This is a genomic window from Streptomyces griseoruber (assembly GCF_001514205.1).
GTDB classification, from domain to species: Bacteria; Actinomycetota; Actinomycetes; order Streptomycetales; family Streptomycetaceae; genus Streptomyces; species Streptomyces griseoruber.
This window is the reverse complement of record NZ_KQ948768.1, coordinates 155,152-166,275: the sequence shown is the minus strand read 5'-3', so window position 1 is coordinate 166,275 and position 11,124 is coordinate 155,152. Positions and strand designations below refer to the sequence as shown.

The 11,124-nt window shown below is 69.9% G+C and carries 11 protein-coding genes and 2 pseudogenes; 9 read left to right on the top strand and 4 right to left on the bottom strand.

Going from position 1 to position 11,124, the window contains the following annotated elements; genetic code table 11:
- Positions 1 to 118: 118 nt before the first annotated feature.
- Both AQJ64_RS17635 and AQJ64_RS52345 read right to left on the bottom strand, forming a co-directional pair.
- Positions 119 to 643 carry an IclR family transcriptional regulator gene (locus AQJ64_RS17635; protein ID WP_240512443.1) on the bottom strand — a complete coding sequence of 175 codons (525 nt, stop codon included), beginning with the start codon at positions 641 to 643 and terminating at the stop codon, positions 119 to 121.
- A 54-nt stretch (positions 644 to 697) separates the two neighbouring features.
- Positions 698 to 862: pseudogene (locus tag AQJ64_RS52345) on the bottom strand (helix-turn-helix domain-containing protein); the annotation flags it as partial.
- 213 nt (positions 863 to 1,075) lie between these two features.
- Between AQJ64_RS52345 and AQJ64_RS52340 the strand changes: the two are divergent.
- Positions 1,076 to 1,375 (top strand): annotated as a pseudogene (locus AQJ64_RS52340) (fumarylacetoacetate hydrolase family protein); the annotation flags it as partial.
- Between the two features lie 54 nt (positions 1,376 to 1,429).
- Here the strand turns inward: AQJ64_RS52340 and AQJ64_RS17630 are convergent.
- A complete protein-coding gene (locus AQJ64_RS17630; protein ID WP_055631644.1) occupies positions 1,430 to 2,095 on the bottom strand; it encodes a TetR/AcrR family transcriptional regulator in 666 nt (221 codons plus the stop codon).
- A gap of 172 nt (positions 2,096 to 2,267) precedes the next feature.
- Here AQJ64_RS17630 and AQJ64_RS17625 point away from each other — a divergent pair, with 172 nt between their 5' ends.
- From AQJ64_RS17625 to AQJ64_RS49115, 4 genes are all read left to right on the top strand, one after another.
- Entirely contained in the window at positions 2,268 to 2,678 is a 411-nt protein-coding gene (locus AQJ64_RS17625; protein WP_055631643.1) for a lipocalin family protein, read from the top strand.
- Positions 2,679 to 2,782: 104 nt separating this feature from the next.
- Positions 2,783 to 4,291: an MFS transporter gene (locus AQJ64_RS17620; protein ID WP_055631642.1), complete on the top strand. Its 1,509-nt coding sequence runs from the start codon at positions 2,783 to 2,785 to the stop codon at positions 4,289 to 4,291.
- Between the two features lie 137 nt (positions 4,292 to 4,428).
- A complete protein-coding gene (locus AQJ64_RS17615; RefSeq protein WP_055631641.1) occupies positions 4,429 to 5,130 on the top strand; it encodes a LuxR C-terminal-related transcriptional regulator in 702 nt (233 codons plus the stop codon).
- Between the two features lie 92 nt (positions 5,131 to 5,222).
- Positions 5,223 to 5,408 carry a hypothetical protein gene (locus AQJ64_RS49115; RefSeq protein WP_157880805.1) on the top strand — a complete coding sequence of 62 codons (186 nt, stop codon included), beginning with the start codon at positions 5,223 to 5,225 and terminating at the stop codon, positions 5,406 to 5,408.
- Positions 5,409 to 5,552: 144 nt separating this feature from the next.
- Here the strand turns inward: AQJ64_RS49115 and AQJ64_RS17610 are convergent, their stop codons facing one another.
- Complete coding sequence (locus tag AQJ64_RS17610) at positions 5,553 to 6,242, bottom strand: GntR family transcriptional regulator (protein ID WP_206189603.1); 690 nt, start codon at positions 6,240 to 6,242, stop codon at positions 5,553 to 5,555.
- Between the two features lie 193 nt (positions 6,243 to 6,435).
- Here AQJ64_RS17610 and AQJ64_RS17605 point away from each other — a divergent pair, with 193 nt between their 5' ends.
- The 4 genes from AQJ64_RS17605 to AQJ64_RS17590 are packed head-to-tail and all read left to right on the top strand — an operon-like array spanning position 6,436 to position 10,506.
- Positions 6,436 to 7,788, top strand: coding sequence for an MFS transporter (locus AQJ64_RS17605; protein WP_055631640.1), 1,353 nt, complete (start codon positions 6,436 to 6,438; stop codon positions 7,786 to 7,788).
- A 20-nt stretch (positions 7,789 to 7,808) separates the two neighbouring features.
- Positions 7,809 to 8,699, top strand: a complete 891-nt coding sequence (locus AQJ64_RS17600; RefSeq protein ID WP_055631639.1) for a transketolase — start codon at positions 7,809 to 7,811, stop codon at positions 8,697 to 8,699.
- Complete coding sequence (locus tag AQJ64_RS17595) at positions 8,696 to 9,700, top strand: transketolase family protein (RefSeq protein ID WP_055631638.1); 1,005 nt, start codon at positions 8,696 to 8,698, stop codon at positions 9,698 to 9,700. Before AQJ64_RS17600 ends, AQJ64_RS17595 begins: the two co-directional genes overlap by 4 nt.
- 38 nt (positions 9,701 to 9,738) lie before the next feature.
- Positions 9,739 to 10,506 carry an SDR family NAD(P)-dependent oxidoreductase gene (locus AQJ64_RS17590; protein ID WP_055631637.1) on the top strand — a complete coding sequence of 256 codons (768 nt, stop codon included), beginning with the start codon at positions 9,739 to 9,741 and terminating at the stop codon, positions 10,504 to 10,506.
- The last annotated feature ends 618 nt before the right edge of the window (positions 10,507 to 11,124 follow it).

The window sequence follows — 11,124 nt, the reverse complement described above, 5'->3', positions numbered from 1 at the left end:
CGGACGGACATGCGAGGTGTCAGGGCGCGGTATCGCGTCGTCGGCCTGCTGCCGCGGCCGCGGTGCCACCGGCCGGAAGCCCGAGCGGCAGGTAGTCCTGCCGGTCGTCGGGCGTTCGTCAGCGGCGCGCGAGTTCCGCCGAGATCCGTTCAGTCGCCTCCATCACCAACTGTCCATAAGGCTCATGCAGATCGTCGGTGAGTCGGTAGCTGGGCAACGAGATCGACAGGGCGGCCACGGGTTGCCCCTGGCGATCGCTGATGGCCGAACCGACCGCGGAGACGTCCGGCCGCCACCGCCCGGGGTTGACGGCAAAACCCCGTCCTGCGACGGCCTCCAGTTCGGCGAGAACCTCCTTGCGGGTAAGGCGTGCGCCGGTGGCCAGATCGACGACGGGCGGGATTCGGGGGGTCCGCTCAGAAACCGGGAGGCGGGAGAGGTAGGCCCAGCCCGACGCCGTAAGGATCATGGGAACCCGCTCGCCGACCTGCGCGACCGTTTGAACGGGCCGGGTGGACGGCACCTTGTCGATCAGGACCAGCGACTCGCCGTCCGGGACGGACAGGTGGATGTTCTCGTCGGTTCGTCGGCCGAGCTCTTCGAGGACGGGGCGGGCCCGTTCTCGGAGGTCGTCCTGAGTCATGACCCTCGCTCCCACCGCGAGCGCGCGGGCGGTCAGGACCCAGCGCTGTTCTCCCGGTGCTCCCTGCGGGGCCAGCCAGCCGGCCTCGCCGAGAGTGCGCAAGATCCTGTGGACCGTCGCCTTCGGGATTCCCAGCGACCTTGCGAGGGCGCTGATGCCTACGGGCTGGGACCGGGCGACGGCCTCGAGGACATCGAGAGATCGCAGTACCGACTGCATCCCCTGCCGTGTGCCCGACGACTCACTCACGCTCTCTCCTTCGGTGGTGAACCCCGTCATCGTAGTGAGGGCGCTCTGCGGAGTACTTCTGATCGTAGCTGTGGGATCAACTCTTCGGTCCGTATCATGGTTCAGTTGACCGTATAGTGGGTCGATCTTACGCTGAATCCGTGAGGTCGGCGCGGGGCGGTCATCGGGCATAGGTCTCGGCTCATGCCGAATCCGTGGGGGTGGCGGGGCCGAGACCCTGCCGGCCGCCGGCCCGGCACGGCACGGCACGGCATGGCGGCGCTGGACGATGCGCAGCTGGTGCCGCGCCCCTCGCCGTTCATCGAGTTGCCGACCCTGTTCGCCCAGTTCGCGTCCGCGCTGATCGGCGCCCTCGACGACATCCAACTCCCGGACGTGGTGGAGCGGATGGACTGCGAGGCCGAACTCGGCCTGGTCGTGGGAGCCGAGACGCGGGTGGAAAAGGCCGTCGCCGGATTCGTGGTGGCCAACGACGTGTCGACACGCGACGGGGAGCCGCATACCGGGGAGCCGGTGCCGGCTTTCGCCTGTCGGAGCTCACGCCACGGTCTGGTCGAACTCGTCCTTGTCGAGTGCGCGGTGCGGCAGAGGAGTCGGATGGTCCCGGTCGTGGCGCAGACCGTCCAGGAGGAGGACGAGGTAGCGCCTCCACACGGCGGGGGCGACGGTTCGGCTGTGCTCGGTGACGGCTCCGAGCATGAGCTGGAGGAGGGGGATGTCGGTGGGTTCGAGGTCGCCGCGGAGCTGACCGGCCTGCTGGGCGCGTGCGATGAGGGCGCTGACCGCGGGGATGAGGCGGTCCCGGGCCGCGGCCACACGGATCTTGCCGTGCAAGCCCTCCAGGAAGGCTTCCCTCAGCCCGCGGTCTTCGGCGAAGTCCTCGGCGGTAGCAAGGAAGAACTGGACGAATCCGTCCCAGGGGTCTTCGTGGGTGAGTGCCCGTTCGGCCAGTGCGATGAGATGCCCCGCGCCCTCTTCGAAAACGGCCTCGACGAGTTGTTCGCGGTTGGTGAAGCGGCGGTAGGCGGTGCCGACGCCGACGCCTGCGTGACGCGCGATGTCGTCGATCGTGACATCGAGTCCACGTTCGGCGAAGACTTCCCGGGCAGCGGCGAGGATGCGCAGCCGGTTGCGTTCCGCGTCGGCCCGAAGGGGGCTCGGGCGTGGTTCCGGGGACGGTGTGGGATCGGTCCTGCGGCTCATGGATCCACAGTATCCCGTATCCGGAGATGGCTTCTCCAGTTTTAGTGCTACAGTGAATGCGCAACCGGAGATAAGTTCTCCAGTTTGCCGGTCGGGCTGCCGTGTGCCTCGACCGGGCGATCGTCACGCATCCTCTCCCAGTGCGACAGTTCCCACTCGGTTGTCGCCATATGTGGCGAGAGTACGAAACAGTTTCGTTCACTCGATCGCCACCTGCGTTCCTGTAGGGCGACACCTCACCAGGAGTCATCATGCGCAAGACCACGGTCGGGGCGGCAGTCGTCGCCGCCGCGCTCATCGCCTCGTCCTGCAGCCCGACGGCACGCACACCCTCGCCGAGGCGACCCTCGCACCGGACCGGTCCACCCTGTGGACCAGCCCCCACACCGGCAAGAAGTACCCCACCCGCTGGAAGATCACCATCCCGGGCGAGCACGCCACGCTCAACGTCAAGGTCTACGCCAACGACCAGGAACTGACCGTCCCCGGACCCCGCTACGAAGGCGGCGCCGCCGTCACCGGCACCTACGACCACCACCCGGTCACCGGCACCACCTACGTCGAACTCACCGGCGGACAGTAACCGTCCACGCAACGGCCCCCGCACCACCACCCGCCACCAAACCCACCCGCCCGTGCCGCGCACTGTCCCACCGCCCTCTCCCTTCTTCCGGCTCTGGAGTCTTCATGCCTCGAACCCCCGTCGACACGAGGGGTGCGGCCACCGTGTCCGCCCTGCCGTCGGCCGACGCACCGCCTCGCCATCGCTGGTGGATCCTCGCCGTCATCGGCGTGGCCCAGCTCATGGTGGTGCTGGACGCGACGATCGTGAACATCGCCCTTCCCTCGGCCCAGAAGGACCTGGGCTTCTCCGACGGCGACCGGCAGTGGATCGTCACCGCCTACGCCCTCGCCTTCGGCAGCCTGCTCCTGCTCGGCGGCCGGACAGCCGACCTGTTCGGCCGCAAGATGACCTTCCTGGTCGGGCTGGTCGGCTTCGCCGGTGCCTCCGCCCTGGGCGGCGCCGCGGGCAGCTTCGAGGTGCTCGTCGCCGCGCGTGCCGCACAGGGCGTCTTCGGTGCCCTGCTCGCTCCGGCGGCCCTGTCCCTGCTGACCACGACGTTCACCGATGCCAAGGAACGCGCCAAGGCCTTCGGCGTGTACGGCGCCATCGCCGGCGCCGGCGGAGCCATCGGGCTGCTGCTGGGCGGCGTGCTGACCGAGTACCTCGACTGGCGCTGGACCCTGTACGTCAACCTCGCCTTCGCCGTGGTCGCCTTCGTCGGCGGCGTGCTGCTGCTGCAGCGCACCACCCGCGACAAGTCCGCCACCATCGACATCCCTGGCGCCGTCCTGGTCGGCGGCGGCCTGTTCTGCGTGGTCTACGGCTTCTCCAATGCCGAGAGCCACGACTGGAGCTCCCCGCAGACCTGGGGCTTCCTCCTCGCCGGAGCCGTCCTGCTCGCGGTCTTCACCTGGTGGCAGACGCGCGCCGCCCACCCCCTGCTGCCGCTGCGGGTCCTGCTCGACCGCAACCGCGGCGCCTCCTTCATCTCCGTTCTGATCACCGGCGCGGGCATGTTCGGCGTCTTCCTGTTCCTGACCTACTACCTGCAGCAGAGCCTGGGCTACACGCCCGTCAAGACCGGGCTGGCCTTCCTGCCCATGGTCGCCGCACTGATGGTCTCCTCCACTCTCGCCACCAGCGTGCTGATCCCCCGCATCGGCCCCAAGGCGGTCGTGCCGCTGGGCATGGGCCTGGCAGCCGCAGGCATGGCCTGGCTGACCGCCCTCGACCTGAACAGCAGCTATGCCGCCGACATCATGCCCCAGCTGGTCGTGGCGGGCCTGGGCCTGGGGCTGGTGATGGCCCCGGCCATGAGTCTGGCCACCGCGGGCGTGGGCGCCGAGGACGCCGGCGTCGCCTCCGCCGCCGTCAACACCATGCAGCAGGTCGGCGGCTCCCTCGGCACCGCCCTGCTCAACACCCTCTTCTCCAGCGCCGTCACCGACTACCTCGACGGCAAGAACGCAGCTGACCCGGCCGTCCAGGCCCAGGCCGGCCTGGAGGGCTACTCCACCGCCTACTGGTGGTCGGCCGCCTTCTTCGCCGTCGGCCTGGTCATCACCATCGTCCTGTACCGCCGCGGCGCACCCACCCAGGACCCCGACGCCGCACCCGTCGTCCACATGTAGGACCCCGACCGGGCCCGTGCCCGCTCCCACTCTCTGCGACGGCCCGCCGCAAACCCGGCGGGCCGTCTCGGCCCGGCTCCCCGAACAACCTCTCGATGACGTCGCATCCCTCACATCCGGCAAGGAGAACGACCGGCATGGCCTCCATCCTCATCGTCAACGACCAGTCCCTGCAGCGACTCGGCCTCCGTATGCTCCTGACCGCCGAGCCCGACCTGACCGTCGTCGGCGAAGCAGCCACAGGAGCCGAGGCGGTCCGCCTGAGCGCCGCACTCCGTCCCGACGTCGTCCTGATGGCCACCCCTCCTCGCGACGCGGCCGGCATCGAGGCCGTCCGACGCATCACCCGACCCGTACGCCTTCTCCCCGACGCCTCCGACTCCGCCAGAGCAGACCGGCTCCCGCCCCGTGTCCTGGTGCTGGCCTCAACCAGCCACGAGGGACACGTCTACGCCGCCCTGCGCGCCGGAGCCGGCGGATTCCTCCGCGACAGCGCCGGCCCGGACCAACTCATCGCCGCCATCCGCATCGTCGCCGCCGGAGACGCCGTCATCACCCCCGACCTGACCCGCGAACTCATCGACTCCGTCCGCCAGCAACGCACCCCCCGCCCCCTTGAGCAGCACACCAGGCCGGACGCCTTCACCGGACGCGAACGCGACGTCCTCCTCGCCGTCGCCTCGGGCTGGTCCAATGCCGAGATCGCCGCCCGGCTCTCCATCGCCCCGACCACCGTCAAGTCCCACATCACCCACATCCTCGCCAAGATCCACGCCCGCTCCCGCGTCCAGGTGGTGACCTACGCCTACGAGTCCGGCCTGGTACGACCGGCGGCATGACACATGGATGGCGATGAGGGCGCCGGCGGGCACGTTTCCAGGCGGCCGCCAGGAGGAGGCGTCGATGGGGCCGCGGCCTCCAGATCCGTGTCTTGGACAGGTCCGAGGGCAGGGAATTGACCCGGCAGGCCGCAGCGATTCAGCTGCTCCGGGTCGCCGAGCGCCGTCAGGCGGCTGACACGGAGCCCGCACACATCCATTCCATCGTCCGCACCCGCCACGGCAACGACTTCGGCAACGATCATCCCGTCATCCGCGGCCCCCTCACGCCCGAGTGAGGGGGCCGCGGCCTTTGTCGGTACCGACCTCGTGCGTGTTGCGTTGCCGGTGGACGAGCCACGCCATCCCGGAGCCTCGGGCACCTCGAGGTGCCCGCGCAGCTCGGAGGGCTCGTCCGGAGCGGAGCGCCCCCAGGTCGTTGGTCAGGCAGTATCGGGGGTGGCTTCCGGCCCGATGCCCAGTTGTTCGATCGCCGAGGTCATGTGCCTGTGCAGGATCTCTTGGGCCGCAGCCGCGTCCCCGCGCGCGATCGCGTCGGCGATGGGGGAGTGGGATGTCGCGGACATGGCCACATCGCGGCGCTCGCCGGCTGCGCTCATGATCACCACGCGCATCGGCCCCTCCAGCTGTCGCCAGGTCCTGAGAAGGATCGAGTTGCCGGAGAGCTCGCACAACCGGAGGTGGAAGCCGAGATCGGCCTCGACCTTCGCGGCCAGATCCGCTCCCGACTCGAAGGCGTCGCGGAGCTTTGCCAGGGCGCCCCGCAGTGCTTCGGCCGCGTCCTGTCTGCGGGGTGACGCGATGATCTGCGCCACCGCGAGGCCTTCGAGCGCTTCCCGGACCTGGAACAGTTCCCGCACCTCGGTCGGGGTCAGCTGGGACACGCGCAGCATCCCGCGGGCTCCCGCCGTGACGAGCCCCTCCTGCTGGAGGTGGCGCAGAGCTTCGCGTACCGTGCCGCGGCTCACCGACAGGCGCTCGGCGATCTCCACTTCTCCGAGGTGGTCGCCGGGGCGGTACTGACCTGTGGTGATGGCCGTCCGCAGAGCCACGAGCGCCCGCTCCCGGAGCGTCGTCGAACGGGTGAGACTGGACAAAGCCTGACCGGACACGGTCGAAACCCCTTTCCACGCCGCGAGCGATGATTGTAGCCCAGCTGTCATCTGTTGACAGTCGGCAGTTCGGCCGCCCGGGAGGGTTGACAGGTCTCTTCATCGGGCCCAGCATCATCTCTCGACTGTTAACAGTCGACAGCCAACAGCGAGCCCGGGACGGCTCGCTCGCACACGATCAAGGAGGATCGGCATGGCTGAGTCCACGGCGCCGCAGCTGGCGGTGCACGGGTCGCCCGAACGTCTGAGAGTCGCCGTCGGGTGCGGGGTCGGCGCGACCATCGAGACGTACGACTTCATCGGCTTCGGGACGGCCGCAGCCCTCTATTTCGGTGATGTGTTCTTCCCGGACTCCGATCCGCTCTCGGCCACCCTGCTGTCCTTCGCGACGCTCGGGATCGGCTTCGCCGCACGGCCGCTCGGCGGCGTGATCGCCGGACACCTCGGCGACCGCGTCGGCCGCAAACCCGTGTTGGTCGGATCCCTGCTGCTGATGGGCATCGCGACCGTACTGATCGGCTGCCTGCCCACGTACCAGATGGTCGGGGTATGGGCGCCGATCCTGCTGGTGGTCGTCCGTGTGATCCAGGGGCTCGCCTTCGGCGCGGAATGGGGCGGCGCCATCCTGATGACCTTCGAGCACGCACCCTGGCGGCGGCGCGGCCTGTACACGGGCATCACCCAGGCAGGCTTCCCGGTCGGCCTGCTGCTCGCCAACCTCGCCTTCCTGTTCAGCCGGCACACCCTCAACGACACCTGGGCCTGGCGCGTGCCGTTCCTGCTCAGCGCCGTCCTGATCGCTGTCGGTATCTTCATCCGGCTCAAGATCGACGAGTCGCCCCAGTTCGAGGCGCTCAAGGAGTCCGGCGAGGTCGTCAAGAACCCGCTGCTGGAGGTCATCCGGGAGGACTGGCGCAACGTCCTGAGGGCCTTCTGCCTGCGGATCACGGAGACCGCCGGGTACGCCGTCTCGGTCACCTTCGTGCTGTCCTACCTGGACGACGGCGACGCCCCCGACGTCTCGAGCACCACCACCCTCACCGCCCTGGTGACCGCCGCCGCCGTCGGCATCGCGGCCACCACGCTCTGGGGCCGCCTGTCGGACCGGATCGGCCGCCGCCCGGTCTATCTGCTGGGCTGCGCGGTGAGCGTCGCCTGGGGCTTCCCGCTCTTCCTGTCCGTCAACACCGAAGCCGCGGCACTCGTCCTGATCGCCTTCCTGATCAGCTACGCCGTCTGCCAGAACTCCCTCGCGGGCGTCCAAGGAGCCTGGTTCTGCGAGCTGTTCGCGACCAGGACCCGTACCGCAGGAACCTCCCTGGCCTACCAACTGTCCGCTGTGGTCTCCGGGTTCACGCCGTTGATCGCCACCGCGCTCTACTCCGCCACCGGTTGGACCGGACCGGCGATTCTCTTCAGCGGTTACGGACTGCTGGGCCTCGTCGCGACGCTGGTGACGCGCGAGACGTGGGGTGCCGACGAGCGCCGGGCAGCCGACCGTGCCGTGAACCCATCCGTCGAAGCCGCGCTCCCCGCCGCCCCCTGACAGAGACGAGGATCAACGTGATGTCCACTCAGGCACCCAGGACAGTGGTGTCGGCGACCCCGCGCATCAGCGCCCTGAAGGAGTCCGCGTACCGCATCCGTATGCACGCGCTGGACATGGGGGAGACCCAGGGCCAGGGCTACATCGGACAGGCACTGGGCGTGGCCGACATCCTGGCCGTCGTCTACCAGGATGTTCTCAACCACCGCCCGGCCGAACCGGACTGGCCGCAGCGCGACCGGTTCCTGCTCTCGATCGGCCACTACGCCATCGCGCTGTACGCGGCGCTCGCCGAGGCCGGTGTGCTCGACGTCGCCGAACTCGCCACCTACGGCAGTGACGACTCGCGTCTGCCCATGTCGGGCATGGCCTCCTACACGCCCGGCATGGAGATCTCCGGCGGCTCCCTGGGCCACGGCCTCGGCGTCGCCACCGGCATGGCCCTTGGCCTGCGCCACCAGGGCAGCGACGCACGCGTCTACAACCTGCTCTCCGACGGCGAACTCGACGAGGGCTCCACCTGGGAGGCGGCACTTGCCTGCGCCCACCACGGCCTGGACAACGTCACCGCCATCGTCGACGTCAACGCCCTGCAGGCCGACGGCCCCACCAAGGGCGTACTGCGCACCGAGCCGGTCACGGCCAAGTGGGAGGCCTTCGGCTGGCACGCCATCCGCGTGGACGGCAACGACATCGAGGCACTCGTCGAGGCCTTCGACAGCCTGCGCGAGCACCGCGGTTCGCCGGCCGTGGTCATCTGCGACACCCGGATCGGATGCGGCGTACCGATGCTGGAGACGCGTGAGAAGGCCCATTTCATGCGGGTCGAGGAGCCCGAATGGCAGCTCGCCCGCGACCAGTTGACGGAGCGTCACCAGATCGCCGTCCAGGAAGAGGGAACCGCCCGATGAGCACCTCCGCGCCGACCCAGGCGCCGCAGCGCAAACTCACCACCTCCGCGATGATCGCCTCCATCGCCGAGGAGGGGCAGCGCACCACCAAGGCGCCCTTCGGGCACGCGCTGGCCCGGCTCGCCGAGGAACGCCCCGACATCGTCGGACTCTCCGCGGACCTCGCCAAGTACACCGACATGCACGTCTTCCGGGACGCCCACCCCGACCGCTTCTTCCAGATGGGCATGGCGGAACAGGTGATGCTGGGCGCGGCCGCGGGGCTGGCCGAGGTGGGCCTGACGCCGTTCGCCTCCACCTATTCCGTCTTCGCCACCCGCCGGGCCTACGACTTCCTGTGCCTCGACATCGCCGAGCCGCGGCTGAACGTCAACGTCGTCGGCGCCCTGCCCGGCCTGACCACCGGCTACGGACCCAGCCATCAGGCCACCGAGGACCTGGCCATCCTGCGCGGCATGCCCGGCCTGACGATCGTGGACCCCGCGGACTCCGTCGACATCGAACAGGCCGTCCCGGCCCTGGCCGCCCACCCCGGCCCCACCTACATGCGGCTGCTGCGCGGAGCCGTCCCCACCGTCCTGGACGAGTACGACTACCGGTTCGAACTCGGCAAAGCCGCGCAACTACGCGACGGTCGGGACGTGTTGTTCATCTCCACCGGTCTGATGACGGTACGCGCCCTGACCGCGGCCCAGGAACTCGCCCACGACCACGTCGATGTCGCCGTCCTCCACGTACCGACGATCAAGCCGTTCGACCGCGAGGCGGTGCTGCGGGAGGCGGCGAAGGGACGCCTCGTGGTGACGCTGGAGAACCACAGCGTCGTCGGAGGCCTCGCCGAGTCCGTGGCTTCCTGCCTTGCCTTCGCCCGGCAAACGGCTCACATCGTCCCGATCGGGCTCCCGGACGAGTTCCTCGCCGCGGGTGCGCTGCCCACGCTCCACGACCGCTACGGCCTCTCCGTCGCGGCGATCAAGGAGCGCGTCCGCCGCGCACTCTGATCCCGTCCACTCCTCTTCCCCCTTCTCAGGAGCACCGCATGGCCACCGACCCCACCCCTCGCACCGCCGTCATCACCGGCGCCGGCTCCCGCCGCGGCATCGGCCGCGCGACCGCGCACGCCCTGGCCGCCGCCGGCTATCACATCGCCGTCCTCGACCTGGACAAGGAGGCCGCCGAGGACACCGCCCGGGAAGTCGCGGCCCGGTACGGCGTGGAAACCCTGGGCCTTCCGGCGGACGTAACCGACGCCGACGCCGTCGACGCCGCCATCGGGGCGGTCGAAGCGGCGCTCCCGCCCGTCGGTGCCCTGGTCAACAACGCGGGGATCACGTCACCGACCCGCTTCCTCGACGTCACGCCCACCGAGTGGGACCGGATCCTCGATGTCAACGTCCGCGGCAGCTTCCTGGTCACCCACCGCGTGGCTGCCGGGATGGCCGAGCGCGGGTTCGGCCGCATCGTCTTCCTGTCGTCCGTCTCGGCCGAGCGCGGGGGCGGGGTGTTCGGGGGCGTGGCCTACTCGGCGGCCAAGGCCGCCCTGCTGGGCTTCGCCCGCGCTCTCGCCCGCGAACTCGGTCCGTCCGGAGTCACCGTCAACTCCGTCGCCCCGGGCCTGATCGACACCGACATCACCCAGGGCAAGCTGGACGAGCACCGTAGGGCAGCCATGATCGCGGATGTTCCGGTAGGCCGCATCGGCGCGGTCGAGGACGTGGCCGACGTCATCGCCTTCCTGGCCCGGCCCGCCTCCGGCTACCTCACCGGCGTGACGTACGACGTCAACGGCGGATCCCACATCCATTGACCGAGCCCCGACCGGGCAAGGCCGACCGGTGGATCAGGTGTGCGCCTCCCGGCGTGCGATCGCCAGGGCAAGGCCCGTTCGGCCGGCTCCGGGGCGGTGGTGGAGAACGCGTTCGCGACGACGCCGATCGCCGCACGCCGGCCGGGACGACGGCGGCACCCACTCCGTGGCTGGGCCGGTCGGTCGGCCAGAGGCCATCCGGAGGGCGCCGTCGCCGCGTTCGATCGTCTCCGGGACCCTTACCTTCGCCGCCCTGAGCGGGGCCACCGGCCTGCGGGGACGACGGAGAGCGCGGGCCCGGCTCGGCGCCGGCCTCGTGGTGTCCGCGGGGCTGCTGCTCTTCGCCCTGCTGACGCCGAGCGCACCGAGGCCGATCGGCTTCAGGTTGTCCTTCGTGTACGACAACCCTGTCCGTCTCCGAGTACATGCTCGGCGAGGTGCTCCTCGCCCGCGGCCGCGGTTTTCGACACGGGTACAGATCGACCCCGTCGAGGTCGAAGGACCGCTGGCTCCGCTCCCGGCGAGGGGCGCGTATCCCGGGAGTGTTGAGGTGTTTGCCGTTCGTCCCGGACACGTCGAAATTATCCGCGCGACCCTGGGCCGTGGAGCGGGCACGGT